We start from the raw sequence: 25,269 nt of genomic DNA on the forward strand, positions 1-25,269 counted from the left end.
GGTGTCAGGTGATCGTGTAGGTGGTGCGGTCCTGGCCGCCGTTCAGCTCGACCTGGCCGGGGCCGCCGTTGGGGTCGGCGACGGTCTGGTCCGGATACTCGGCGATCAGCCGCACCGGCCCCTTGGGCAGGGCGGTGGTGCTCACCGACGCCTTGCCGTCGGCCACGTTCCGGGTGCCGAGCGACTGCCGGCCGAGCGGCAGTTCCGCGGAGAAGGTCACCTGCCCGGCCGGCGGCGGGCCGCCGGGCAGGAACAACTGGGCGGTCAGGGTGACCCGGTCGCCGGCGTTCGCCGTCTGGAACGGGGTGACCGCCAGGATCACCTTGACCGTGCGGGCCGCGAAGTCCCGCATGTCGGCGCGGTAGGGCTCCACGAGGTCGAGGGTCTCGCGGTCCTCGGGCCGGCGGGTGCCGTTGAGGAGGCGGTTCCACGCCGCCTGCCGTTCGTCCATCGCACGGATCTTCTGCTCCCTGGTCCAGGCCGACCAGGGCACGGCGGCGCGGGCCAGCGGCCGCCACTCCGCCGGATCGGGCACCGCCACGCCGAACAGCAGATGCGCCGTCCCGTCGGGGGTGACGGCGTTCCGCGCGGCCGTGGTGTACAGCTCGCGGCTGTCCTGCGGGCTGAGCAGGCCCCGCTCCTCGGCGTTGCCCAGCACCCGCTGGAGATCGTGCAGGTCTCGGCTGGTGGTCGACGGCTCGGTCGGTGTGGCGCGGGGACCGCCGACGGCGCCGTTCGGCGCGCCGGGGCCGCCGACCGGGGCCACGCCGCCGCCGGGGTGCGCCTGCTTGGCCTGGATCCCGCGGGCGATGCTGGACGCCTCGGCGATGCTGACGCTGTTGTCGGAGAGCCGCTTGAGCAGATCGTTCAGCTCGGCCCGGCCGGACATGTCGCGGAAGACGTTCGGGGTGGTGATGCCGGCGACGGCGGCGGCGAGGCCGGTGGGATCCGGCGCGGCGGGCGGATTGACGATGTTCACGATCGGCTGGGGCAGCGCGGTCGGTGTGAGGTCGGTCGGCTCGGGGCGCGGGGTGACGGCGTTGATCGCCGCGATCTCGGCCGCGGTGTGCGGGATCGGCGACTGCTGCCAGTCCCAGAAGCGGGTGTTGTCGATCTCCTCGGAGGCGTTGCAGTGCCCGAGCCGCGCGTCGGCGAAGACCCCACGGGTGGGCAGCGTGATCAGCCGTTCGTCGAGCACGCCCGGGTCGTCCTCGGCGGGTTCGAGCACGCCGGCGATGCGGGTGCGCCACGCCTCGTCGGTGCAGGGGAACGCGATGAAGTCCCCGTCGCCGGTGCTGACGAACTCCAGGGGCCGGTTCTCCACGTGGTCGAGCACGCCGGAGCCGTCGGCGAGCCGGATCGTCTGCAGGTACCGGGCCCGCTCGCCGGGGTTCTGGTGGAACATCACGGCACGCCCGTAGTGCGCGGCGTTCTCGCGCAGGTGCGCCAGCAGTTCCAGCGTCCTCGCCTGATCGTCGAGAACGTCGGCCGGGTACCCGGGCGGCGCCGGCGGCGCGGGAGGCGGCGGCAGCAGCGGCAGGGTGAGCTGCGTGCTCTCGCTGATGACGAGATGGCCGTTCGCGTAGCTCTGGTCGAGGACGACGTGTTCGTGGCGGCCGGGGCTGTCGACGCCGATCACCTTGATGTGCTTGAACGAGATGAACGTCCGGCTGAGATTGACGGCCAGCGCCATGCCGTCCAGGTCGGCCCAGTTGACGGGTCCCGGCGCCTGCGGCATGGCCACGAACCGCTCCACCGCGTCCTTCTGGCCGAACGCGCCCGGCGGGTCCAGCTTCGGGCTCGGTCCGCCCGCGGCCGCCTGGTTGACCAGTCGCACCGACGCACTGCCGAAGAGGCTGGCCTCGATGTCGACGTCGGCGTCGGAGCGGTCCTCGACGGCGATTCCGCCGACGGTCATTTCGAAGATGAAGAACCGGAACCGCACGGCCGGCGCCGGTGGGGCGGCCGGCAGCGGCGGCAGCGCGCCACCCCGACGGATCCACCGCTGCGCCGCCTCGAACGCCGGGTCGAGGCGCGGGTCCAGCAACGAGGCCCGCAGCGCCGCCTGGTGCCGCACGGCCGTCCGCGCGGCGTCCAGGTCGGTGCCGGCGAAGTGGTCGGCGCGCACCTTCACCAGCACGGCGGGGCTCTGCGCGGTCAGTTCGGTGACCAGGCGCAGGTGTCGCAGCACCTCGTAGTAGAGGATCGTCAACGCGTGCGAGTGGTTGTAGTTGACCACCGTGCGGGTCTCGATCGCCTCCTTCTCGCTCTGGTTGGCGTGCACGACGACGGTGCTGCGCAGCTCCCGCGACGCGGCACTGGCCTGCGCGACGCGGTCGCTGAGCTGCTGGACCGTGGTCGCGCTCAGGTCCCGGCTGCCGCTGCTGTCCGACGAGGCGCCGCCGATGGCGCCCGAGAGGCCGAGCGCCGCGCCGGCGACCCCGATGCTGCCGCTGGCGCCGGCGGATGCCGCGAAGCCCGCCATGGAGCTGCTGCCCGCCTGGTACTCCCGCAGCGCCGCGTCGACCGTCTCGGTGATGGCCCGCTCGCGGTGCTGGCTGTGCACGAGTTGCTCGTCGACCTTCGTGTCCTCGGTGCGTTCGGCGTCGGTGGTGTGGGACCAGTCGACGACCGCGATGTTGACCGACTCGCCCGGCGCCAGCGGCAGGCTGTAGAGGATCGGGCCGAGCGAGTGCCCGAGGTGGAACCAGGCCATCCGGTACCGGTTCACGACACCGGCGCGGATCAGTGCGGCGGCGTCGCCGAGTCCCGGCGGCTGCGCCCCGGGGTCCCGCAGCCCGACCGCCTGGTAGAAGCGGAACTCCTGCACCGCCACGTTCGCCGGCAGGAGGGTCTCGCAGCCGCCGTCGCCGAGGATCGCGGCGCCGTTGACCGCGAACGACACCGGCGACAGCTCCCAGTCGACGAGATCCGGCCGCTGCAGTGCCGGGAAGCCCAGCCGGGCCGCCTGTGCGGTGGTGTGCGGCGGGGTCAGCGCGAGCCGCGCCACGACGGCGTGCCGGGTGAAGCGGCCCTGTTCGAGCGCGTCGATCGGCGGCACGCCGGCCGCCAGCGGGTACAGCCACACGGTCAGGTCGCGCGGCGCCGTCGGCGTGTCCCGGCGGGTGCGCACGGCGTCGTGCAGCGCGGCGCGCACGCCCGGGGGCAGCCGGGTGAGGTCGAACGAGAGATAGCCGGCGTGGTCGGTGGCGAGGATCCCCAGCGGGTGGGCCCAGGTCACGGCCGCCGCGTCGGGCCCGGTGACGCCGAGGTCGCGGCGCTGCGCCTCGGCCCGGATCGCGGCCTTCAGCGCGCCGCGCAGCTCGTCCGGGCGCGCGTCGGCCAGCCGGCGGCCGAGGGCGGTGCGCGCCCCGCGCAGCGCGTCCGTCAGGAAGTCGACCTTCCGGTCCCGGTCGGCGGCGAGGGTGTCGCGCGCCGCCGGCGTGAGCACGCGGGAGATCTCCACGGCGAGCGTGCCGACGATGCGCCGGCGGGCCGCGTCGCCGTCGTCGCTCTCCTCGTCGGCCCGGCGCAGCGCGGTGACGAGGTCGTCGTCGGCGAAGCGGGGGTCGACCTCGCCGGGCGTGGCACCCAGGCCCACTTCGGCGTAGACGGGTAGGCGCGACACCGGTGCGTGGGGCGCCGCCGCGTCGACGATGAACAGGCCCAGATGGGTCAGGTCCAGGGTTCCGTCTGTCAGCACAGCGCACCGCCCCTCGGCATGGAAGATCGTGGTGCGGCGACCATCCGCCCGGCGCCCTTCGAGGGGCAAGGCTTTTGTCGGATATACTCTTTTTGCGGCTACGCTTCTGCTACCCGGATCCGGTGCGCAGTTCCGGCAGGCGGGACCAGGCGAGCACGACGTGCACCCGGTCCGGCACCCCGAGCTTGCCGAGGATGTTCGACACGTGCGCCTTGACCGTGTAGCGGCTGATGCCCAGCCGCCGGGCGATCTCGTCGTTGGACAGGCCGGCGGCGACCAGTTCGCAGACCTGCCGTTCCCGCGGGGACAGGTGACGCACCGCGTCGAGCAGCGCGCGGTCGTCCGCGGCGGGCAGCCCCGGCCCGAACGCCTCGATCATCCGCGCCGTCGCCTCCGGGGCGAGCACCGCCTGACCGGAGGCGACGATGCGGATGCCGTCGCGCAGGCGTTCGCTCGGCGCGTCCTTGAGCAGGAAGCCGCTGGCGCCCGCCGCGAGCGCCGCGTAGACGTAGCTGTCCAGGTCGTAGGTGGTCAGGATGAGCACGCGGGAACGCCGCCCGCCGACGATCCGCCGGGTGGCCTCGATCCCGTCCATGACCGGCATGCGGATGTCCATCAGCACCACGTCCGGCCGCAGCCGTTCGGTCGCCGCGACGGCCGCCGCACCGTCCGCCGCCGTGCCGACGACCCGCAGGTCCGGTGCCACCGCGATGAGCCGGCCCAGCGCCTCGCGCAGCAGCCGTTCGTCGTCGCAGACCAGCACGTCGATCGGCTCGGTGCCGCTCATCCGGCGTCCCGCACCGGGAACGTCGCCCGCACCTCGAAGCCGCCGTCCGCGCCCGGCCCCGCCGCGAGCGTGCCGCCGACCAGTTCGACCCGCTCGCGCATGCCGACGAGGCCGAGCCCGCCGCCGCTGCCGGGGACGCCGGTGCGCCCGGGGGCGTTGGCCACCCGGACGGTCAACGCCCCCGGCGCGAACTCCAGGCACACCCGCGTGTCGACGGAACCGGCGTGCCGGATGACGTTCGTCAGCGACTCCTGCACGACCCGGTACGCCGCCTGCCCCACGCTCGCGTCGAGCGGCCGGGGCGTGCCGAGGCGTTCCAGGCGCACCCGTGGGCCGCCCTCGGGCAGGTGCCGCAGCAAACTGTCCACATCGGACAGACCCGGCAGGACGGCGAGCGGGTCGTGGTCCGCCCCGTCGCCCGTGGCGCGCAGCACCGCGAGCAGGCGGCGCAGTTCGCCCAACGACTGGCGGCCGGTCGCGGCCACCCGGCGCAGCGCCGCCCGGGACTCGGTGTCGTCGCCGGTCTCGACGGCCGCGTCGGCGTCCAGCACCATCGCGGTGACCGCGTGGTTGAGGATGTCGTGCAGTTCCCTGGCGAGCAGGACCCGCTCGCGGTCGGCGGCGCGGCGTTCGGCGAGGGCGCGTTCGGCCTCCAGGCGGCGCGAGTAGCGGTTCAGCTCGACCAGCCGGCGCAGGTGGCCCGCGCTGAGCCGCCCCACCGACCAGAACCCGGCGAAGAGCGCGGCCAGCGCGCCGAGGCCGGCGACCGAGACGCCCGGCCGGTTGCCGCCGCCGACGCTGAGCACCAGCCCGACGCCCAGCAGCCCGAACCCGAACGCCAGCCCGACGCGCTGCTGCCACCGCCCGCCCCACGCGCCCAGTGCGCAGGCCGCCGCGAGGAACCCGACCAGCAGTTCCAGGTCCCGGGCGACCAGCACCACCTCGAGGGCGGCGACGACGACCAGCACCGTCAGCGGGAACCGGCGAGACCACGCCAACGCCGCCGACTGTGCCAGCACGACGCAGAACAGCAGCCACACGGGCGTTCCGGCGCGGCTGTCCAGCACGGCCACGAGGGCCGACAGCGGCGGCAGGGCGACGAGCAGGAGCGCACTCATCCGTTCCAGCTGGAACCGATCCGCCGCCGCACCGGCCGGGTGCGGATCCACCGGTGGGCCAGCACCAGCGCGGCGACCGCCCAGGGCAGCAGCCCCACCGTCCAGCTCAGCGCCGGCGGCGGCCCCGGGCGCGGACCCGCGGTGAGCGCCAGCTCCGCCCGCGACGTGCCCTCCGGTCCCCGAACGGTGAACTCGAAGCGCCACGTCCCCTCCTCCGGCAGTGCGACCGCGTCGAGTCCCCAGACGTCCGGGTCGCGCGGGTACCGGGCCAGCGTCATGTCCGGGTCGCCGGCCAGCAGCCCCACGATGCCGAGCTGCGTGGCCGAACCGCCCGGCGAGACGGCGCGCACCGTGCCGCCGCGGCCCGCGATGCCCTCGGCCGGCGCGAACGTGAAGTCTAGCGACCGGTCGGCGCGCAACGGCCAGTCGCTGAACGACACCGTCAGCGTCGAGCCGCCCAACGGCAACACCTCGCTGTGCACCATCCGGGGCGGCGCAACGGCCGCGGCGGGCGCCGCACCGACCAGCAGAAGGACCGCCGTCAACACGCTCCCGAACAGGAACCGCCTCATCGGGCCACCCCCGCGACGGCCGGTGCCCGCAGCAGCGCCGCGCTCTGCCACCCGAACCAGCACAGCCCGGCCCCCACCACCGCGACCACGGCGAGGTCGGCCAGCGCCCCGACCCCGAACCCGCCGGAGACCACCGCCTGCGCCGCCATGGCCGGAGCGGTCACCGCGCCGACGGCGAGCATCACCCCGCGCGGCCCGAACCCCTTGCGCCGCACCGCGAGCACGACGGCGGCCACCGCCGCGGCGACCAACGGGAACACCATCGGCAGGGTCAGCCCCACGATCGACAACCCGAGCGCGTTGTCCCGCTGGCGCAGGTCGATCGCGTCGGCGTAGACCTGCGTGGCGTACGGCGGGAAGAGCATCGTCGCCGCGAGCACCGCCAGGAACGCCGCCCCGGTCGCCACCAGCCACCGGTACCGCAGGTCGGCGCCGACCAGCACCCCGAACACCCACACCGCGCCGCAGCCGTGCCCGATCAGCGTCAGCGGGAAGCCGAACAGTTCCCCGTCGAGGGTGATCGCGGCGCTGGCCACGAAGAGCGCACCGGCGACGGCCGCGCCCCAGCGCCCGGAGCGCCGCGACCGCAGCGCGAGGAACGCCAGCACCAGCCCGCCCGCCTGGGTCTGCAACGCCAGTTGCAGGCCGATGTGCGAGGGCGTCAGCTCGAGGATGTCGAACCCGTAGACGGTGTGCCACCACAGGTCCGTCGCCCCGTACAGCAGATGCCCGGCCGAGCCCGACCCGGTGACGAGGAACGCCAGCGGTGCGCGCAGCCGCCCGACGGCGACGACCCGGCCGCTCGGCGCCGCCGCGGTGGCGTCGCGGGTCGTGGCCAGCACGACCGCCAGCGAGGTGAGGCCGATCATCGCCGCGCCGAGGTAGAACATCAGGTGCGGCGCGGTGAAGAACGTGTCCGGCCCGACGTCGACGTGCCACTGCCCGTCCCAGGCGACGCCGAGCCACAGCAGCGTGAAGCCCAGCAGCACCACCCAGGCGCCGGTGCGCTGGGCCGGGCTCGGGCCCGTTCGGGTCTCCATCTCATCCACCTCCGTTGTCCACGCGGACGTCGACGGTGATCACGTCGACCACCGCCGCTGTCCGCACCCGAATGTCGAGCTGCCACGCGCCGGGCATGGCGAACAGTTCGCCCCGCGCGTGGAAGCGGTCCGGGCCGACCTGCCGGCCCGGAAGTTCCGCGGTCACGTGCCCCATCGCCGGCATGGCGGCGGCGACCGTGACGGTGACGGCGTCGGCGGCCGCGCCGTCGCGGCGTTCCACGGCGATGTCGGCCTCGACGGTGCCGGTGCGCGCCCGGTCCAGGCGCACCGTCGCCGCGTACCGTTCGCCGATGCCGTGCAGCCGCAACGGTTCCGGGGCGGAGCGGGCCGTCTCCAGCGCGGCGAGGCCGAGCAGCGTGAGGACCAGGACGGCCACCGTCGCGGTCAGGGTCCGCGGCCTCATGCCGGTTCCGCCCGCACGTTCACCGCATAGGGAACGGTGACCAGCCGCAGGTCCCGCACGTACTGCAGCCACACGAGATAGCGCCCCGGCGCGGGGAACGTGAACGCGAAGCGCAGCGTCGGCCCGTAGGCGGCGACGGTGTCGTCCGGCGGCGCGAACCCGGCCGCGTCGGCGTTCATCGAGGCCAGCTCGTGCGCGTGGCCCAGGAAGGCGCCGGCGTCGTCGCGAACGATCAGGTGCCCGGCCATGCCGAGCCACGGCTGGATCCGACCCGGCCCGGTGTCGATCTCGACGCGCACCGGCGCTCCGGCGACCACGTCGCGGGGCACGCCCGGCAGCGGCTGCGGAAGTGGCGGCGCCGCGACGGTTCGCGCGTCGCCGGTCACCTCGAAGCGGCCGGACACCAGCTGCCCGCCGGACTCCGCCCGTTCGACCTCGACGGTCACCACGTGCGGCCCGGGACGCGCGGCCCGCAGCCGCACCTCCAGCCGCCCGGGCGCCACCCGCCGCGGGTGCACGTGGTGGAACGCCGTCCCGTCCAGCGACGTCACCACCGCGTGCGCCAGTGCGGCGTGGTGCGGCACCAGGTCGTCGACGGGACGGCCGGTCGAGCCGTCGGTCAGTTCGACCCGCAGGGTGAACTCGTCACCCACCGCCGGCGTCGCCGGCTCGGTGCGGATGCGCGCCTGCGCGTAGGGCCGTCCCTGCGGGCCGGCCGTCCCGGTCAGGGCGGCCCCCTCGGGCGCGGCCGGCGGCAGCGTGGCGGTCAGCAGCGCCACCGTCGCCGCCACCACGAACGCCGTCGCGCCGGCCCCGCCGAGCAGCCCGGCCAGCGCCCGCCGGCCCGTGACGGCACCGGCGAGTGCGCACGCCAGCAGCAGCCCGGTCGCCGCGAAAGCCCCGGTCGCCAGCCACCCCGCGGTACCCGCCCGCGGCACCAGCACCCGGAACGGCAGCTGCGACACCTCGCCGGGCGCACGCAGTTCCAGCCAGTGCGCACCGGTGCCGCGAACGGTCAGCTCCACCGGGTAGGTGCGCGCGGTGTCGCGTTCCACCGAAACGGTCACGGCGTCGACCGGGTCGGAGGTGACCGGGCGCACGGAGACCGCGATCGTCACGGCGGCGGCCGGCAGGTGCGCGATCAGGTCGACGCGCAACGGCCCGGGCACCCGCTCCGGATGCCGCAGCGCCACGGTCAGCTCCGTACCGGCGAACGTCTGGGCCAGCACGGTGTCGGCGGCGGCGTCCGGCGCGTGCGCGGCGGCCGGCACCGCGGCGACCGACGACACCAGCAGCGCCAGCGCCGCCGCCGTCAACGAGCGGATCGACATGCCCACGGACGCTAGGCAGCACGCCGACCCCGCGCGTAGGGCCCGGGATCGACGGGGCTAGTTCCCGGGAACTAGTTCAGATGTTGAGGTTCTCCTCGATCTGCCGGAGTTGGTGACGCGCGAGGGCGAGGTTGGCCCGCGACCTGTTGAGGGCGAGGTAGAGGAAGAGGTTCTGCCGGTTGCGGCCGGTGAGCGGCCTGATCAGGTGGTACTGGCTGCCGAGCGTCACGAGGATGTCCTCGACGGCCTCCCGGAGATTGAGCATCTCCATCGTGCGCTGCTTGGCGCGGATGACGTCGGTGTTGCCCGCCGCCGCGATCGCGAGGTCCAGGTCCTTGCCGCCGCCCGCGATCCCGAGGGCCATTCCGCTGGTGACGTCCACCAGCGCCACCCCGAGGGAACCGTCGATCTGCATGGCGTCTTTGAGGGCGATGTCCATCTCTGGCATGGCGATGTCCTCCGGAGAGTGTCTGTGCACCGGTCTGCGTTCGTTCGCCGGCCGAGCCTGTCCCACGAACGGACCGAGCCGCCGCACACCGCGTCCGGCGCCGCGCCGGCGGCCGGTGCGACTGTTGCGGTGAACGGCGGCGACTTGAAAAGTTCCGCAACTCCGAAATGGTTGTATGGCACATCTCGTGGAGACACCCTCCGGGTCTGCCACCGACCGGCACGAGGTGGTCAGATGGCAGGAGGAGGTGTGCTGCGATGTCGGTGCCGCTGTATCAGGCCAAGGCGGAGATGTTCCGCACGCTCGGCCATCCGGTCCGGATCCGGGTGCTGGAACTGCTGCAGGACGGGCCGCGGCCGGTCCGGGACCTGCTCGCCGAGATCGAGGTGGAGGCGTCGAACCTCTCCCAGCAGCTCGCCGTCCTGCGCCGCGCCGGGATCGTCACCTCCTACCGCGACGGCCAGCTGGTGATGTACGCGTTGAGCACGTCCGACGTCGCGGACCTGCTCGCCGCGGGGCGGCGCATTCTCGGCGCCGTGCTCAGCGACCGGGACGGGCTGTTGATCGAACTGCGCGCCCGCGGCCGCTGAGGTCGTTCACGACGGCCGTCAGGCGACCCGCAGGACGATCTTGCCCCGGGTGTGGCCCAGCTCGCCGTAGGCGTGCGCGGCGCCGGCCTCCTCCAACGGGAACACCTTCGCCACCTCGACCCGCACGGCGCCGTCGTCGATCAGGGCGGCGATGGTGCGCAGCGCGGCTCCGTCCGGTTCGACGAGAATGGGCGTGGCGCGGACGCCGACCCGCTCGGCGGCCGCGACCAACTGCGGAGACACCCCGCTCGGGACGGCGATCAGCAGCCCGTCGCGGCGCAGCGTCCGCACGATCTCGAGGTTGTCGCCGATGAGGTCGACCGCGACGTCCGCGTCGCGCACCGCCTCCTCGACCCGCACGGCGCCGTAGTCCACGACCTCGTCCGCGCCGAGATCGCGCAGCCACTCCTGGTTGCGCGCCCCGGCGACCGCGGTCACGTGCGCGCCCAGATTCTTGGCGAACTGGACCGCGAGGTGCCCCACGCCACCGGCCGCGGCGGTGATCAGCACACGCTGCCCCGGGCCCACCGCGGCGGTGTCGACCAGCGCCTGCCACGCCGTCAACGCCGCCAGCGGCACCCCGGCCGCCTCCTCGAACGACGCCTTGGCCGGCTTGCGTGCGAAGTGCCGCGCCGGCGCCGTCACGTACTCGGCGTAGGCGCTCGCGGCGCGCGGGAACCACGGCATCCCGTACACCTCGTCGCCCGGCGCGAGGGTCGTCACGCCGAACCCGACGCGCTCGACCGTTCCGGCGACGTCCCAGCCGAGCGTGAACGGCGGCCCGCCGAGCACGCCGGCCATGCCACCGCCGCCGCGGGTCTTCCAGTCCACCGGGTTGACGCCGGCGGCGCGCACCCGCACCAGCACCTCGGTCGGCAGCGGCTCCGGCCGCGGCACGCGGCTCACGGTGAGCACCTCGGGACCGCCGAACGCCTGCTGCGTAACGGCTTTCATCGTGTCGTTCGTGTTCATGGGAGCAAGTCTGGCCACGATGATCGCACGGAAACAGTGGCTCGAAGGGCATCGTGCGTAAGATTCGTGCCATGCCCCGACGTGCCGCTCCGCATCGTGTCGCCGTGCTCGCGCTCGACAACGTCGTGCCGTTCGACCTCGGCATCCCGGCCCGGGTGCTCAACGAGGCCCTCGACGCGGACGGGCGGCGCCTGTACGAGGTGATCACCTGTTCGATCGGCGGCGCCCCGGTGCCGACGAACGCCGGTTTCGCCGTGCAGGTCGACCACGACGAGACGGTCCTCGCCACGGCGGACACGGTCGTGGTCGCCACCCAGGAACCCACGCCGGGCCTGCTGCGCGACGGCACCGCCGACCCGGCCACGGCCGCCGCCCTCGCCCTCGTACGGCCCGACGCGCGGATCGTCAGCACCTGCACGTCGGCGTTCATCCTCGCCGCCGTGGGCCTGCTCGACGGCCTCGCCGCGACGACGCACTGGGCGCTGAGCGACGTCTTCGCGCGGATGTTCCCCCGCGTGCGGGCCCGGCCGGACGTGCTGTTCGTCGACGCCGGCCGGATCCTCACCTCCGCGGGCGCGGCGGCCGGCATCGACCTGTTCCTGCACATCGTCCGCAAGGATCACGGCGTCGCGACGGCCAACGCGGCGGCCCGCCGCTGTGTGGTGGCGCCGTGGCGCGACGGTGGGCAGGCGCAGTTCATCGACCGCCCCACCCCTCCCCCGTCGGCGCTCGGCACCGGACCGACCCGCCAGTGGGCACTCGGCCGCCTCGAACAGGCCATGACCCTCGCCGACCTGGCCGCGCACGCGTCGATGAGCAAGCGCACGTTCAGCCGGCACTTTCTCGCCGAGACCGGGGTGACGCCGGCGCAGTGGCTCATCGCACAGCGGATCGACCGGGCGCGCACCCTGCTGGAGACCAGTGACCTCCCGGTCGAACGGATCGCCGCCGAGGCCGGCTTCGGGAGTGCCACGCTGCTGCGGCAGCACCTGCACGCGACGCTGGGGGTGACGCCGCAGCGGTACCGGCGCACGTTCCGCAGGCCGGTCGACGCGACGGCGAACGTACCTACGTAACGGCCGATAGGCATCGTTCGCCGATGCGTCCCCGGCCCCGGTCCCGTGAGGATCGGTCCCATGATCTACCACCCCCTGCGGGCCCTCGGGCACCGGGCCTGAGGCGAGGCGCCGGACATGCGAGCAGCGCGCTTCCACCGCTACGGCGAACCCGACGTCCTCGCCGTCGAGGAGGCCCCCGAGCCGCGTGCCGGGGCGGGCGAGATCCGCATCCGGGTCGCCGCCACGAGCGTGAACCCGATGGACTGGAAGATCCGGGCCGGCCTGCTCGCCGAGGTGATGCCGGTCGAGTTCCCGGCGATTCCCGGCGCCGACGCGGCGGGTGTCGTGGATCAGGTCGGGCCCGGGGTGGACGGGGTGCGGCCCGGCGACCGGGTGTTCGGGCTGACCCGGGCCGGCGCCGCCGAGTTCGCCGTCCTCGCCTTCTGGGCGCCGATCCCGGACACCTGGTCGACCGAGCGGGCCGCGGCGGCCGGGCTGGTCTCGGCCACGGCGATGGCGGGCCTGGCACTCCTCGGCGACCTGGCCGGTCGGACGGTGCTGATCGAGGGGGCGGCCGGTGGGGTGGGCTCGGCGGCGGCGCAGATCGCCCACGCGCGGGAGGCCACGGTGATCGGCCGGGCGAGCGAGGCCGGGCACCAGTATCTGCGTTCCCTCGGAATCACCCCGATCGGGTACGGCGCCGCCGCGGCCGGGGTGGACGCGGCGCTGGACACGGTCGGCTCGGGCTCGCTGGCCGAACTCGTGGCCGTCGTCGGTGACCCGGGCCGGGTCGCGACCGTGGCCGACCATCGGGCGCACGCCCTCGGGGTCGCGTTGGCGGACCCGCTGACGAACGCCGCCGCCAACCTGGCCGAGGTCTCCTGGCTGGGCGGCCGGGGCGCCTACACGCCCCGGATCGACACCACCTTCCCGCTGGAGAAGATCGCCGTCGCGCACGCGTACGTCCAGCAGGGCCGCACCCGGGGCAAGGTCGTCCTCACCGTGTGAAGTCGCCGCAGGTCCGGCGCATCGGCAACAGTTGCCTATCCCCGGCGCATAGGCAACACCCTCGGGTGCCGGGGCCGCCGCGATCCTCTACGTTCTGCCCATGCAGCCCGATGCGCTCCTCGGCCGGGAGAAGGAGTTCCGCCAGGTCACCGACGTCGTCGCGGCCGCGTCGTCCGGCGCGGGCGGCGTCCTGGTGCTCAGCGGCGAGGCCGGCATCGGCAAGACCGCGCTGCTGGAACGGGCGGCGCGCGCGGCGGCGGGTTTCCAGGTCCTGCGCGCCTCCGGGGCCGAGTTCGAGCAGGAGCTCCCGTACGCCGCCCTGCACCAGCTATGCGTGCCGGTGCTGCGCCACGCCGGCGAGATCCCGCAACGCCATCGGGAGGCGCTGCGGGTGGCGTTCGGGCTCACCGCCGGCACGCCGGATCCGTTCCGGGTGGGCCTGGCCGTCCTGGAACTGATCGCCGCGGCCGCCCGGGACCGGCCGCTGCTGTGCGTGGTCGACGACGCGCAGTGGCTGGACGCGGCGTCGTCGAAGGCGCTGGTGTTCCTGGCCCGCCGCATCGCCGCCGACGCGATCGCCATCCTCCTCGCCGTCCGCGCGCCCGTTCCGCCCCTCTCGTCGAACGGCCCGGCCGGTGAACTGGCCGCGCTGCCCGAGCTCGTCGTCGGGGCCCTGAGCGACGAGAGCGCCCGCCAGCTGCTCACCGCCCGCAGCCCCGTCGCGCTGGACGAACGCGTCCGGGACCGGCTCGTCGCCGAGGCGAACGGCAACCCGCTGGCGCTGCTCGAACTGCCCCGGGCCGGCGGGTTCGCGCTGCCCGAGACCGGCTCGGTGTCGAACCGCGTCGAGCAGGCGTTCCAGGGCCGCCTGCGGGACCTGAGCGCCGGCGCCCGCCTGCTGCTGACCGTGGCGAGCGCCGACCCGACCGGCGATCCGGCCCTGCTGTGGCCGGCCGTGCGGCTGCTGGGTGTCGCCGCGGAGCCGGCGAGCGCCGAGGCCGAGGCGACCGGGTTGGCCGAGTTCAGCACCCGGGTCCGGTTCTGTCACCCGCTGGCCCGTTCGGCGGTGTACCGGGCGGCCGGCGCCGCCGAACGCCGGGCCGCGCACGGGGCGCTCGCCGAGATCACCGACCCGTTCACGGCACCCGACCGCCGCGCCTGGCACCGGGCACAGGCCACCGTCAGCCCGAACGCCGAGATCGCCGCCGACCTTCAGCGATGCGCCGCCCGGGCGCAGGCGCGCGGCGGGATGGCGGCGGCCGCGGCGTTCCGGCAACGGGCGGCCGAACTGACACCGGAGGCCGGCGAGCGGATCGACCGGACCATGGACGCGGCCGAGGCCCATCTGGCGGCCGACGACACCGGCGCGGCCGAGGCGCTGCTGACGACGGTGGAAACCGCCGACCTGGACGACTTCCGGCGCGCCCGCGTCGAACTGCTGCACGGACGGATCGCCTTCACCCGGCCCGGCGACGGCACCGGCCCCGCGCTGATGGCCGCGGCCGCCCGGCGGCTGGCCGCCCTGGACGTGCGGCGGGCCCGCGAGTGCTATCTGGACGCGCTGGAGGCCAGCCTGCTGGCCGGCCGCGGCGGCGGGTTCGTCCCGCGGATCCTCACGGCCGCGCGGTCGGCTCCCCCGGCGGACTCGCCGGACATGCTGGCGGCGCTGCTGCGGCTGGACGCGGGCGAGCACCGCGCGGTGGCGCCGATGCTCGCCGAACTGCTGCACGCCGACCGGCGTCCGATGTGGACCCGATGGGCCGGGCTGGCGAGCATGATCTCCACCGAACTCTGGGACCCGCACGCGACGGCCATCATCGCGCAGTGGCTGGTCAAGGCGGGCCGGGAGTCCGGCTCGCCGACGCAGCTGCGGCTCGGCCTCGCGCAGACGGCCACCGACGCCACCTTCACCGGCAACATCGGCCTGGCGCTCGCGGCGCTCGCCGAGGAGGGCGCGATCGCCGACGCCGCGGGCGCCGCCCCGCTGGTCTACCCCCGGCTGCAACTGGCCGCGCTGCGCGGGCGCCGCGCGGAGGCCCGCAGCCTGTTCGAGGCGGCCGGCCGGGCGGTCACCGCCGACGGCGCCGGCCAGGTCACCAACCTGGACTGGACCACGGCCATGCTGCACAACGGGCTCGGCGACTATCCGGCCGCGCTGGCCGCCGCGCGCCGGGCGACCGCCCCGGGTCGGTTGTTCCTGGCCGGGGTGGCGCTGCCGGAGCTGATCGAGGCGGCGGTCCGCTGCCGGGAGGACGCGCTCGCCGCCGAGGCGATGGCGTCGCTGACCGAACGCACCGAGGCGAGCGGAACGCCGGCCGGGCGGGGCATCGCCGCCTACGCCCGCGGGCTGGTGACCGGCGTCGAGGACCATTTCCGGGAGGCCGTCGAACGGCTGGCCGAGACACCGCTGGTCCCGCACCGCGGGCGGGCGCACCTGCTCTACGGCGAGTGGCTACGCCGACAGGGTCGCCGCCGCGACGGCGTCGGTCAGCTCCGCCTGGCCCACGAACTGCTCGACGCGGCGGGCGCGGACTCCTTCGCGCGGCGCGCCGCCGAGGAACTGCGCGCCTGCGGTGAGGGGGTGCGCCAGCGCGCCGAGAAGTCGTTCGACAGCCTCACCGCGCAGGAGGCGGCCGTGGCCCGGCTGGTGGCCTCCGGCGCGACGTCGAACGAGGCCGCCGTGCAGCTGTTCATCAGCAAGCGCACGGTCGACGCGCACCTGCGCAACATCTTCCGCAAGCTCGGGGTGAGTTCGCGCCGGCAGCTGAAGGGACATCCCGCGGTGCTCGCCGTTCTTGCCTAGGTTGCCGGGTTAGGCAGTCGTTGCCGAGGCGGCCGGCCGCGGCCTGCCCGACCGTGGTGCGGTGCAAGCGATTCTGATCTACGCCGACCTGACCCTCGCCCTGCTGACGCTGATCGCGGCGCCGATCGCCGGGGTGAAGGCCACCCGTCGATGGCTGCTCGTGCCGGCCGGCCTGGCCGCGGGCCGCCTGGTGCTCGCCCTCCTGCTGTTGCTGACCGGAGGCCTGCTGCTGGCCGATTCGCGGCTGAACGTGCAGGTGCCGCTGGCGTTCCTGCCGGCCGCCTTCGCGGTGTGGAAGCCGGGCCGCACCGCCGCGCACGTCAGCGCGGCCGGTGGAATGCTGTCGGTCTGGTGGGTGCTCGCGCCGTTCGCGCCGCAGCACACGGTGTGGGTGTTCGCCGGTTCGGTGCTGGCCCTCGCGGCGATCGCCGCGCTGTCCGTCGCGGTCGTGCGCCGGCGCGCGTCGGGGTCCCGGTTGTCCCGCCTGCCCTGGCTGACCGCGGCCTTTCTCCTTGTCCCGGGAACGACGCTCGCGCTGGCCGCGCAGGCCGGGCCGACCCACCGGCACACCGGCGGACAGGTGAGCGTCGCCCAGCTCACCGGTCCCCGCGAACAGGCGCCGGACGTGCGGCTGACGCTGACCGCCGCGAGGACGCAGGTGCGCCTCGACTCCGGCGCCACCGTCGACGGGATCACGTTCAACGGCACCGCCCCGGGCCCCGAGATCCGGGTGCGCAAGGGCCAGCTGCTGGAGGTGACGCTGGTCAACACCGACGTCAGCGAGGGCGTCACCGTGCACTGGCACGGCGTCGACGTGCCGAACGCCGAGGACGGCGTGCCCGGGGTGACGCAGCAGGCCGTCCCGCCGGGTGGCCGACACGTCTACCGGTTCGTCCCCGACCGGGCCGGCACGTTCTGGTACCACACCCATCGCGACGGTCTCAGCAACGTGCGGAAGGGCCTCTTCGGGGCGCTGATCGTCGAGGACCCGGCCGCCCCGGCCGGCGGGCTGGACCGCACGGTCTTCACGCACGCCTGGGCCTCCGGCACGGCCCTCGACCGCTCCGACCGGCCCGCGCGCCAGGCCGCCCCGGCCGGTGGCGACGTGCGGCTGCGGATGGTCAACAGTTCCGAGGAGCCGCAGTCGGTCCGGCTTTCCGGCGCGCCGTTCCGGGTGGCGGCGATCGACGGGAACGCGGTCGAGGGCGCGACGCCGCTCAGGCCCGGAACGGAACTGCTGCTCGCCGCGGGCGGCCGCTACGACGTGACGTTCACGATGCCGGCCGGGCCGGTGACCGCCGCGCTGGTCGCGGAGCCCGACGCCTCGCTCACGTTCAGTCCGGACGGCGCCGCCGGACCGGTCTCGGCCACCGGCGGGGACGAGTTCGACCCGCTGACCTACGGCTCCGGCGCGCGCCCGGCGGCCGGCCGCTATCAGCGAACGTTCGACCTGCGCCTGGACGACGGCTTCGGGTTCAGTCAGGGCCGGCTCGGCTTCGTCAGCAGCCTGATCAACGGCCGCCTGTATCCGGCCGTGCCGAACCTGGAGGTGGCGCACGGGGATCGGGTCCGGGTGCGCATCGCCAGCCGCAGCACCGTCAACCACCCGTTCCACCTGCACGGTCACCGCGTGCGCGTGCTCTCCCGCAACGGCACACCGGCCACCGGCAGCCCGTGGTGGACGGACACGCTCAACGTCGGCACCGGCGAGGTCTACGAGATCGAGTTCGTCGCGGACAACCCCGGCATCTGGACGGACCACTGCCACAACTTCCAGCACGGCGCGAACGGCATGGTCCTGCACCTCGCCTACACCGGCGTCAGCTCGCCGTTCACCGACGACGACCACCTGCCCGAATGAGCGGCCGCACACATGTCTGAAGGAGTCAGCGTGTCCGACAACAACCTCGCGACCGAGATCGTGCTGCCCGGCGTCGTGGACCCCGCCGCGCTGCTCGTGCGCAAGCGGGAACTGCCGCCGCCCGGGCCGGGCCAGGTGCTGCTGGACGTCGAAGCCACCGGCGTCTCGTATGCGGAACAGCAGATGCGCCTCGGCAGGTACTACGGCCAGCCGGCGTTCCCGTTCGTCCCGGGCTACGACGCGGTCGGTACGGTCGCCGCGGTCGGGCCCGACATCTCCGGCGGCCTGGTCGGACGGCGGTTCGCGATCGTGACCAAGGTGGGCGCGTGGGCCAGCCGGATGCTGGTCGACGCGGCGGACCTGATCCCGGTTCCCGACGGGATCGACCCGGCCGCGGCCGAGACGGTCGTGGTCAACGGCATCACGGCGTGGCAGATGCTGTTCCGGCTGGCCCGGGTCCGGGCCGGGCAGACGATCGTGGTGCTCGGCGCCAACGGCGGCGTCGGTTCGACGCTCGTGCAGTTGGCCCGCCACCACGGAATCACCGTCATCGGCACCGCCTCGTCCCGGCACCACGAGGTGGTGCGGAAGCTCGGTGCGATTCCCGTCGACCACCACGACCCGCAGATGTACCGACGGATCGCCGAACTCGCACCAGACGGCGCGGACGCGGTCTTCGATCACGTCGGCGGCGACGGGCTGAAGCGCTCCTGGCACCTGCTGAACAAGCGCGGAACCCTGATCTCGTACGGAACCGCGGCGGACAAGGACGGCCGGGGTTCGCCGCAGGCGACGTACGTGAAGCTCTTCGCCCGGCTCTGGATGTGGAACGGCGCGCCGAACGGCCGCAGCGCCCGCTTCTACAACTTCTGGGCGGGGCTGCGCCGCAAGGACGAGTTCCGGGCCCGGCTGCGCGAGGACCTGACCGAGGTGTTCACGCTGCTCGCCGACGGGGTGATCACGCCGCAGATCGCCGCGACGATGCCGCTCAGCCGGGCCGCCGAGGCGCTCGCGCTGGCCGAGTCGCGCACGGTCGCCGGCAAGATCGTCCTGGTCCGGGACTGAACCCCGACCGGTTCCCGGACGACGGCTTCCACGGCGAGGAGACCGGGGGCGCGGCGGGCACCAGCGGGCGCCGCTGGATCGTCGACCCGATCGACGGCACCGCGTACTTCGCGCACCGGATACCGATCTTCGGCCTGAATCTCGCGTACGAGGACGAGCACGGCCCCGCGATCGGTGTCTGCCACCGCCCGGCCGCCCGCCAGATGGTCTACGCCGGCCGGGGTCTGGGTTGCCGCATCCGCACGGGCGACGTCGAGGTTGCGCCCGCGCTCCGCGACACCCCCGACCTCGGCCAGGCCCGGGTGGAGATGGTCAACTTCGACTTCTGGCCCACCGAGCTTGTCGTGGCCCTGCACCGGGCGACCCACGCCGGTGGCTACGTGTTCGGGGTCGCCGCCCTCCTGAGCGGCCACACCGACGCGATCCTGATAGCCGGCGACGAGATGGGCTACGAAGACCTTGCCCCGCTCCCCGTGATTTTCGCCGAGGCCGGCGCCCGAGCAACCGATCTGCGCGGCGCGCCCCTGCTGTCCGGCCCCCGCACCGCCCTGTTGAGCACGGGCCGTTTCCACGACGAACTTCTCGCGCTGACCGCGCAGGCCTTGCGCCGACCGGTCAACGGTTCCCGGGCCGGATCGTGAACCGCAGCCGAACCGTGGCGGACCCGGGCCCGGCGATGCCGGTCACTCCGTCGCAGAGCCGTTCCACGATCGGAAGTCCGCGGCCGCGTTGGGCCTCGGGCGCCGGCATCGCCCGGCCGAACGTGGGCAGCGGTCCGCTGTCGGCGACGTCGCAGAAGAGTTCACCGTCATCGGCCCAGATGCGCACGGTCCCGCCGCCGGTGGTGTGTTGAAGGGTGTTGGTGACCAGTTCGTTCACGGCGAGCGTGAGCAGTTCGACCCGTTCGGGGGCCAACAGCAGGGCGCTGGCCTGTGCGCGTACGAACGTCCGCACCGTCGGCAGGTGCTCCGTATCGTCGAACGCGATCACTGCAGCGTCGGGGGGCGGGGCATCCGCGTCAGCCATCGGGGTTCTCGGCCGCTCTCGGGATGCCCACCTGCGACCGCTCTGCCGGTGGCGCGAGAAGTGCGATCACGCCGGTGATCTCCAGCATCGCCGCGACCGATCCGGCGGCGTTGATCACGTGCACGTTCTTGGCGTCCTGGCGCGCGGCCAGGTGCGCCGAGACGAGGGCGCGCAGATTGCTGGAGTCGAGGAAATGGACCCGCGCCAGGTCCACGACCACCACCGTCGCCACGTCGAGCGCGGAGCGCAGGGCCGCCGCGAGCACGTCATGACTGCGCAGGTCGCAGGTCCCGTCGAGGGTCACGACAGCCCTGTCCGCCTCCACGACGGTTTTCACCTCAAGGTCGGACATCGCAGAGGTCTTCCGGGATCGGGAGTCGAACTGTCACGTCGTCTCCGTCAGCTTCCTCGAAGGGCGAAACCGCTGTCAATCGCCGGCGGGTAGGTCACCGGCGGCGGTCGCCACGGTCGGGTACGGGGCACCGGTGAACTGGATGCACAGGATGACGGTGTCGTCGCCGAGCACCTGGGCGCCGGCCCCGTGCCGCAGCAGATGCCGGCACAGCCCTTCGGGTTCGCGTTCGCCGCAACGGCCCGCGGCGTCGGCGAGCCGTCGCATGACCTCGGTGACCGGTTGGCCGTGACGCTCCACCAGGCCGTCGGTGTACCAGACCAGCGCCGCGCCGTGGGGCATGAGTCGTTCGCCCTGCTGCCGTTGCCGTTGACCGAGGCCGATCGGCAGGGAGCGGCCCTCCCACAGGTACTCCGCGCCGCCCTCGGTGACCAGCAGCGGCGGGAGGTGTCCGGCGCAGGCGTAGCGCAACAGCCCGGTGGCGGGGTCGTAGTCGGCGAACCCGACGGTCGCCATTCGCGAGTCGGCGATGAGCACGCTGGCCCGGTCGAACTCGTCGAGCACGCGGGCCGGGTCCGGCGCGGTTTGGGCGATGACCCGCAGTGCCGACTGCAGGCGGGCCATCGCGGCGGCGGCCGCCAGGCTGTGGCCGACGACGTCCCCGACGGCGAACCCGATCCTTCCGCCGGGTACCGGGAAGACGTCGTACCAGTCGCCGCCGACCTGGTGGGCCACGTCGGCCGGCCGGTAGTCCGCGCTGACGCGGATACCGACCAGGCCACCGCTGAGTGCCGGCAGCAGCGCCTGTTGCAACTGGTGGGCGGCGTCGAGTTCGCGTTCGTAGATCTGCGCGCGGCGCAGGGCCTGCGCGCTGAGGTTCGCCAGCGTTTCGGCGAACGTGATCACGTCGGAGTCGACACCGTGTTCGCGCTGGAAGCCGAAGGCCAACGCGCCCAGCGGTGCGCCGTCGGCGGTGCGGATCGGTACGCACACGATGCTGCCGACGCCGAGCGTCCGGTAGCCGTCGGCGAGTCGCGGGTAGGCCGCCGCGAGGTCGGCGGGTGTCTGGTGCACCACCGCCCGGCCGGTGCGGACGGCGTCGGTGTGCGGGGTCGCCGCGTCCAGCGGGATCCGCCGGTTCCGCTCGGCGAGGTCGTCCCGCCGGCCGGCGGCGGTCCACACGGCGAGTTCGTCCTCAGCCGGTGAGACGACGGAGGCGCTGCTGTAGTCGGCGAGCAGCCCTACCCCCTCCCGAACGATCGCCTCCGCTATCGATGTCGAGGTGGCGGCCTGCGCCAGGTCGGCGGTGAGGATCTGCAGGGCGTTGAGACGCAGCCGCGCCGCCCGTTCCACCGAGGTGTCCCACCGGGCGCGGTCGCGCTCGGCCACTCCCACCGCGAGCGCCCACGCACCGAGGATGGTGGTGGTCAGGAAGACCTGCAGCGTCAGCGTGATGACCTGATCCGAGGTGTTCAGCGCCGCCCACGGGCCGTGGCCGGCGCTGGTCATCAGGTTGGCGGTCACCGTGGTCGCCGCCCCGGCGGTGAGCGCGACGGTCAGCGGCTGACTGAACGCCAGCCAGAACAGCACCGGAATCGGCAGGTAGAACAGCGGCACCTGCGGTGGCCAGAACCCGATCACCGTCGCCGCGGCGGCCAGTCCCGCGGCCAGTGCGGCCCTGGCCACGACGGGCCTGCCGGCGCCGTGCCGCCAGGCGAGCACACAGCCGCCGACGGTCAACACACCGGCCGCGTCGCCGGCCCAGAACGACAGGAACGACCGGGGCACCGGCAGGCCGGCGCTCAATGCGAGCGTCGTCGCGCCGATCAGGCCGCCGACGACCGGGCCGGCACCGACGCAGCAGACGAGGAACGCCAGCAGGTCCCGGCGACGCAGCAGGTTCACCTTCGCGGGCACGTAGCGGCGCAGCAGCAGCGCACCCACCAGTGGCTCCGCCGTGTTGGCCAGCGCGAATCCCCAGACCCACCGCGGCGACAGGCCGTGGGACAGATCGACCGCCACCTCCGTCGCCGCGGCCGCGAGAAGGATCCACGGCCATCGGCGGCGGGGGCTGAGCAGCAGCGCCGACAGCGTCACCCCGGCCGGCAGGAACAGCACCACGATCGACTGGGCCCCGAACCCCAGGAAGGCCAGTGACGCCCCGGTGCCGTAGGTAACCACGACCAGCGCGAGGATCAGCCACAGCGGTCGCGGGCGTTCGCTCCCCGACGGCGAATCCGAGCGGAGGCCGCCATTCGCAGGCTCTGACAGGGACATCGAACGGCACACCCCATAGGTGGCAGCGTTGCTCGCCAGGTCGACGCGACCGGGCGGCGCACGGTAACGAGGACGCGAGCGTACCGCGACGTTCCGCCCGGCCGACCAACCCAACGGACGAATGACAACGCCGCTGGGGCCAGACACCGCGCCGGGCGGCAGCCTGACCCCAACACCTCAAACGTTCATGGCCACATCGTCCGGCGCCGAGCCGGTCACCCGACCCCGACCGGCTCCCGCCCCTTGGTCACACCGACCACCCGGACGGGCGACGGCTCCACCCGCAGCAGACGCGCTACCGGGGCCGGCAGCCACCAGTTCCATCGGCCGAACAGCGACACCAGGGCCGGAACGAGCAGGGCCCGCACGATCGTGGCGTCGAGCAGGATGCCGGCACCCAGCGCAGTGGCCAGCACCTTGACGTCGGTCTGCGGCGTGGATGCCAACGCCGCGAACGCGAAGAACAGGATCAGCGCGGCGGAGGTGACCAGCCGGCCGGTACGGCCGAGACCTTCTTTCACCGCGACCGAGGTGGAGCCCGTGCGGTCGTACTCCTCACGCATCCGGTGCAAGATGAACACCTCGTAGTCCATCGACAGCCCGAACAGGAACGCGAAGATGACGACCGGCACCCAGAACGTCATCGCTCCGGTCGCCGGCACGCCGAACAGCGCCTCCGACCCGTTGCCGTCCTGCCAGAACCACGTGGTCAGACCGAATACCGCTGCCACGCTGAACAGGTTGAGCAACACCGCCTTGAGCGGCAGCAGGATCGACCGGAAGCTACGGACCAGCAGCACGAACGTGACCAGCGCGATCACCACGAGCACGTACCAGAAGTTGTCGTACACCGCGTTCTGCCAGTCCAGGACAATCGCACCGACGCCGGCCACACCGACATAACCGGGCAGACTCTTCGTCGCGTCGCGCACGGCGGTGACGACCGCGATGCTGGTGTTGTTCTTCGTCTCCCGCTCGGGCAGGACGACCACCTCGGTGTGGCCGTCCGGGGCGGCCGGGGCGGCGACCGCGGCGCGTACACCCGGAACCTGCTCCGCGGCATCCACGATGGACTTCGGGTCGCCGCCCGGCCGCACCAGCACCACCATCGGGGTCAGCACCCCTGAGCCCACTCCCCCGTCGCGCAATGCGGTCAGCGCCTCGTGCGCCGCGCCCTTGGTGGCCAGCGAGTCGGCGCCGGGCTGGCCGATCTGCATCCCGAACACCGGGACCACCGCGACGGTGAGAGCGGCGAGAGCCACCGTGGCCGCCACCCAGCGGTGCCGAATCACGGCCCGGGCCCAGGCCGACCAGCCACGGGAGGCACGCGTCTCGGTACGGATCCGCGGCCAGTCCACCCGCGGTCCGGCCAGACTCAGCACGGCGGGTAGCAGGGTCAGCACGACCAGAGTGCTGACCAGCGGGATCAGCATTCCGCCGTAGCCCATGCTGCGCACCGCCGGCACCGGGAGCACGACCAGCGCGGCCAGGCTGATCGCCACGGTCACACCGGAGGCGAACACCGCACGCCCCGCCGTGCCGACCGCGATGACCACGGCCTCCGAATTGGCAGCCCCCCGGGACCGTTCCTCACGCCATCGGGTCACCACGAGCAACGAGTAGTCGATCGCCACGCCCAGGCCGATCAGCGCTACCAGGAACTGCACCATGAACGAAACGTCCGCGAACGTGGTCAGGACCAGCACCACCAGGAACGTCGACAGGATCGCCACAGCCGCGATCAGCAGCGGCACCAGCGCCAGGAACGACGCGAAGACGAACAACAGCACGACCAGGGCGCCGGCGGCACCGATCAGTGTCTCGCTCAGCACGCTGGGTTCCTCGGCGGCCGCCGCGTTGCCCTCGCTGAGCAAGCTGTCGCCGGTGAGCTGGAGCCGGTAACCGACCTGGTCCGCCGCGCTCCGGCCGGCGCCACCGGCCACTGCCTGCGCGACCGGGTCGTCCGGCCCGGACCCGCCGTAGACGAGCAGGAACGTACTGCGCCCGTCGCCGGTGAGAAACGCCCGGTCGCCGGTGCCGCCGTAATCGAGGACCAGCGACCCGGGAACCCGCCGGATCTGATCGGCCACCGCGGTCACCGCCGCACGGTCGATGGTGGCGCCCTCCGGAGCGGTCAACACCGGGATGACGCTGACGTCGGCGGCGACGCCGTACGACCGGGCGATCCGCTGCTCGGTCTCCGAACCCTCCTGGCCGGGCAGCGCGGTGTCGCCGGTGAGCCGATCGGCGACCTGGCCGGCGCTGATCCCGCCGGCCATCAGGGTCACCGCCCAGAAGCCAATCACCCACCAGCGGTGTCGGAGCACGAAATTTGCGAACGATTTCATCGAGGGCCCCCGCTCATGACCTGTTGGACATGGCCGGCAGGCCCAGGCGCTTCTCGTCGGCCGTGCCGTCGGGCTCGCTGCTGATGACGACGTTCGTCACGTGATGAGCGACGGGGTTCCCTGGGCCGAGGCGCAGTGCGGCCGAATCCGGTGTCGTTGACATGGGTCTGTCCTCTCGGTGGCGGTGTCTGGACTGAGTGCTTCACGCATTGGCCCGTCGCCGCCCCTGTAGGAGACGGCTCCTTTCGGAACCTCCCGCGGGTAGGCGCGCATGACCTGTTCTTTCGGCGCCCGGTCAGTGACCTCGGTGAGCGCCACGGTCTCGCGGCGACGTCCCGGGGAGAGCCGGCCGCTGCCCGCGGCCCGGACGCTGCGGGCCCGATCGGAGTCCGGCGGTCCCGCCACCACGTACGTGCGGCCGCCAACAGTCAGCGGCGGGACCGGGGTGGAACGCGGCTTGCCGGAACGCCGTCCGGCACCGTGCGC

General features: G+C 73.7%; 21 protein-coding genes. 7 read left to right on the forward strand and 14 right to left on the reverse strand.

Annotated elements, in window-relative coordinates; all coding sequences use genetic code 11:
- Positions 1-4: 4 nt before the first annotated feature.
- The 8 genes from Val02_RS14780 to Val02_RS14815 all read right to left on the reverse strand — a co-directional run bounded on the left by Val02_RS14780 (position 5) and on the right by Val02_RS14815 (position 9,423).
- Positions 5-3,703: an Ig-like domain-containing protein gene (locus Val02_RS14780; protein WP_203899617.1), complete on the reverse strand. Its 3,699-nt coding sequence runs from the start codon at positions 3,701-3,703 to the stop codon at positions 5-7.
- A gap of 109 nt (positions 3,704-3,812) precedes the next feature.
- On the reverse strand, positions 3,813-4,490 hold the full coding sequence (locus Val02_RS14785; RefSeq protein WP_203899618.1) for a response regulator: 678 nt from the start codon (positions 4,488-4,490) through the stop codon (positions 3,813-3,815).
- Entirely contained in the window at positions 4,487-5,608 is a 1,122-nt protein-coding gene (locus Val02_RS14790; RefSeq protein ID WP_203899619.1) for a sensor histidine kinase, read from the reverse strand. The genes Val02_RS14785 and Val02_RS14790 overlap by 4 nt, the downstream gene beginning before the upstream one ends.
- Positions 5,605-6,180: a hypothetical protein gene (locus Val02_RS14795; protein WP_203899620.1), complete on the reverse strand. Its 576-nt coding sequence runs from the start codon at positions 6,178-6,180 to the stop codon at positions 5,605-5,607. Before Val02_RS14795 ends, Val02_RS14790 begins: the two co-directional genes overlap by 4 nt.
- Complete coding sequence (locus Val02_RS14800; protein WP_203899621.1) at positions 6,177-7,220, reverse strand: hypothetical protein; 1,044 nt, start codon at positions 7,218-7,220, stop codon at positions 6,177-6,179. The genes Val02_RS14795 and Val02_RS14800 overlap by 4 nt, the downstream gene beginning before the upstream one ends.
- Position 7,221: 1 nt before the next feature.
- Positions 7,222-7,644 (reverse strand): hypothetical protein, encoded by a 423-nt coding sequence (locus Val02_RS14805; RefSeq protein WP_203899622.1) that lies wholly within the window; start codon positions 7,642-7,644, stop codon positions 7,222-7,224.
- The gene (locus Val02_RS14810) at positions 7,641-8,975 is read right to left on the reverse strand and encodes a DUF8832 domain-containing protein (protein ID WP_203899623.1); all 1,335 of its coding nucleotides are present in this window, start codon (positions 8,973-8,975) and stop codon (positions 7,641-7,643) included. The genes Val02_RS14805 and Val02_RS14810 overlap by 4 nt, the downstream gene beginning before the upstream one ends.
- A 76-nt stretch (positions 8,976-9,051) precedes the next feature.
- Positions 9,052-9,423, reverse strand: a complete 372-nt coding sequence (locus Val02_RS14815; RefSeq protein WP_203899624.1) for a hypothetical protein — start codon at positions 9,421-9,423, stop codon at positions 9,052-9,054.
- A gap of 257 nt (positions 9,424-9,680) precedes the next feature.
- On the opposite strand from Val02_RS14815, the gene Val02_RS14820 reads away from it, so the two are divergent.
- The gene (locus Val02_RS14820; protein ID WP_203899625.1) at positions 9,681-10,013 is read left to right on the forward strand and encodes an ArsR/SmtB family transcription factor; all 333 of its coding nucleotides are present in this window, start codon (positions 9,681-9,683) and stop codon (positions 10,011-10,013) included.
- 18 nt (positions 10,014-10,031) lie between these two features.
- Here Val02_RS14820 and Val02_RS14825 read toward each other — a convergent pair whose 3' ends face one another.
- Positions 10,032-10,985 carry an NADP-dependent oxidoreductase gene (locus Val02_RS14825; protein ID WP_239152922.1) on the reverse strand — a complete coding sequence of 318 codons (954 nt, stop codon included), beginning with the start codon at positions 10,983-10,985 and terminating at the stop codon, positions 10,032-10,034.
- 71 nt (positions 10,986-11,056) lie between these two features.
- Here Val02_RS14825 and Val02_RS14830 point away from each other — a divergent pair, with 71 nt between their 5' ends.
- From Val02_RS14830 to Val02_RS14855, 6 genes are all read left to right on the forward strand, one after another.
- Positions 11,057-12,061, forward strand: coding sequence for a GlxA family transcriptional regulator (locus Val02_RS14830; RefSeq protein WP_203899626.1), 1,005 nt, complete (start codon positions 11,057-11,059; stop codon positions 12,059-12,061).
- Between the two features lie 117 nt (positions 12,062-12,178).
- Entirely contained in the window at positions 12,179-13,051 is an 873-nt protein-coding gene (locus tag Val02_RS14835) for an NADP-dependent oxidoreductase (RefSeq protein ID WP_203899627.1), read from the forward strand.
- Between the two features lie 100 nt (positions 13,052-13,151).
- The gene (locus Val02_RS14840; RefSeq protein WP_203899628.1) at positions 13,152-15,854 is read left to right on the forward strand and encodes an AAA family ATPase; all 2,703 of its coding nucleotides are present in this window, start codon (positions 13,152-13,154) and stop codon (positions 15,852-15,854) included.
- Between the two features lie 61 nt (positions 15,855-15,915).
- A complete protein-coding gene (locus Val02_RS14845) occupies positions 15,916-17,715 on the forward strand; it encodes a multicopper oxidase family protein (RefSeq protein ID WP_203899629.1) in 1,800 nt (599 codons plus the stop codon).
- A gap of 30 nt (positions 17,716-17,745) precedes the next feature.
- Complete coding sequence (locus Val02_RS14850) at positions 17,746-18,780, forward strand: medium chain dehydrogenase/reductase family protein (RefSeq protein ID WP_239152924.1); 1,035 nt, start codon at positions 17,746-17,748, stop codon at positions 18,778-18,780.
- Positions 18,777-19,421 carry an inositol monophosphatase family protein gene (locus tag Val02_RS14855; protein ID WP_239152964.1) on the forward strand — a complete coding sequence of 215 codons (645 nt, stop codon included), beginning with the start codon at positions 18,777-18,779 and terminating at the stop codon, positions 19,419-19,421. The genes Val02_RS14850 and Val02_RS14855 overlap by 4 nt, the downstream gene beginning before the upstream one ends.
- Here Val02_RS14855 and Val02_RS14860 read toward each other — a convergent pair.
- From Val02_RS14860 to Val02_RS14880, 5 genes are all read right to left on the reverse strand, one after another.
- Positions 19,396-19,806, reverse strand: a complete 411-nt coding sequence (locus tag Val02_RS14860; protein WP_203899631.1) for an ATP-binding protein — start codon at positions 19,804-19,806, stop codon at positions 19,396-19,398. The genes Val02_RS14855 and Val02_RS14860 overlap by 26 nt on opposite strands.
- Entirely contained in the window at positions 19,799-20,158 is a 360-nt protein-coding gene (locus tag Val02_RS14865) for an STAS domain-containing protein (RefSeq protein ID WP_203899632.1), read from the reverse strand. Before Val02_RS14865 ends, Val02_RS14860 begins: the two co-directional genes overlap by 8 nt.
- Before the next feature lie 75 nt (positions 20,159-20,233).
- A complete protein-coding gene (locus tag Val02_RS14870; protein ID WP_203899633.1) occupies positions 20,234-22,435 on the reverse strand; it encodes a SpoIIE family protein phosphatase in 2,202 nt (733 codons plus the stop codon).
- Between the two features lie 215 nt (positions 22,436-22,650).
- Complete coding sequence (locus tag Val02_RS14875; protein WP_239152925.1) at positions 22,651-24,741, reverse strand: MMPL family transporter; 2,091 nt, start codon at positions 24,739-24,741, stop codon at positions 22,651-22,653.
- A gap of 55 nt (positions 24,742-24,796) precedes the next feature.
- Complete coding sequence (locus Val02_RS14880; RefSeq protein ID WP_203899635.1) at positions 24,797-24,946, reverse strand: hypothetical protein; 150 nt, start codon at positions 24,944-24,946, stop codon at positions 24,797-24,799.
- Positions 24,947-25,269: the final 323 nt, after the last annotated feature.

Origin of the sequence: Virgisporangium aliadipatigenens (genome assembly GCF_016863615.1) — a bacterium.
Taxonomy (GTDB): Bacteria; Actinomycetota; Actinomycetes; order Mycobacteriales; family Micromonosporaceae; genus Virgisporangium; species Virgisporangium aliadipatigenens.

Excerpts from the sequence above, each read along its gene's own strand:
- Val02_RS14800 (WP_203899621.1), bottom strand. The coding sequence starts at position 7,220 with ATGGAGACCCGAACGGGCCCGAGCCCGGCCCAGCGCACCGGCGCCTGG.
- Val02_RS14820 (WP_203899625.1), top strand. The coding sequence starts at position 9,681 with ATGTCGGTGCCGCTGTATCAGGCCAAGGCGGAGATGTTCCGCACGCTC.
- Val02_RS14790 (WP_203899619.1), bottom strand. The coding sequence starts at position 5,608 with ATGAGTGCGCTCCTGCTCGTCGCCCTGCCGCCGCTGTCGGCCCTCGTG.
- Val02_RS14870 (WP_203899633.1), bottom strand. The coding sequence starts at position 22,435 with ATGTCCCTGTCAGAGCCTGCGAATGGCGGCCTCCGCTCGGATTCGCCG.
- Val02_RS14815 (WP_203899624.1), bottom strand. The coding sequence starts at position 9,423 with ATGCCAGAGATGGACATCGCCCTCAAAGACGCCATGCAGATCGACGGT.
- Val02_RS14825 (WP_239152922.1), bottom strand. The coding sequence starts at position 10,985 with ATGAACACGAACGACACGATGAAAGCCGTTACGCAGCAGGCGTTCGGC.
- Val02_RS14860 (WP_203899631.1), bottom strand. The coding sequence starts at position 19,806 with ATGGCTGACGCGGATGCCCCGCCCCCCGACGCTGCAGTGATCGCGTTC.
- Val02_RS14810 (WP_203899623.1), bottom strand. The coding sequence starts at position 8,975 with ATGTCGATCCGCTCGTTGACGGCGGCGGCGCTGGCGCTGCTGGTGTCG.
- Val02_RS14785 (WP_203899618.1), bottom strand. The coding sequence starts at position 4,490 with ATGAGCGGCACCGAGCCGATCGACGTGCTGGTCTGCGACGACGAACGG.
- Val02_RS14865 (WP_203899632.1), bottom strand. The coding sequence starts at position 20,158 with ATGTCCGACCTTGAGGTGAAAACCGTCGTGGAGGCGGACAGGGCTGTC.
- Val02_RS14795 (WP_203899620.1), bottom strand. The coding sequence starts at position 6,180 with ATGAGGCGGTTCCTGTTCGGGAGCGTGTTGACGGCGGTCCTTCTGCTG.
- Val02_RS14835 (WP_203899627.1), top strand. The coding sequence starts at position 12,179 with ATGCGAGCAGCGCGCTTCCACCGCTACGGCGAACCCGACGTCCTCGCC.
- Val02_RS14805 (WP_203899622.1), bottom strand. The coding sequence starts at position 7,644 with ATGAGGCCGCGGACCCTGACCGCGACGGTGGCCGTCCTGGTCCTCACG.
- Val02_RS14830 (WP_203899626.1), top strand. The coding sequence starts at position 11,057 with ATGCCCCGACGTGCCGCTCCGCATCGTGTCGCCGTGCTCGCGCTCGAC.
- Val02_RS14880 (WP_203899635.1), bottom strand. The coding sequence starts at position 24,946 with ATGTCAACGACACCGGATTCGGCCGCACTGCGCCTCGGCCCAGGGAAC.
- Val02_RS14840 (WP_203899628.1), top strand. The coding sequence starts at position 13,152 with ATGCAGCCCGATGCGCTCCTCGGCCGGGAGAAGGAGTTCCGCCAGGTC.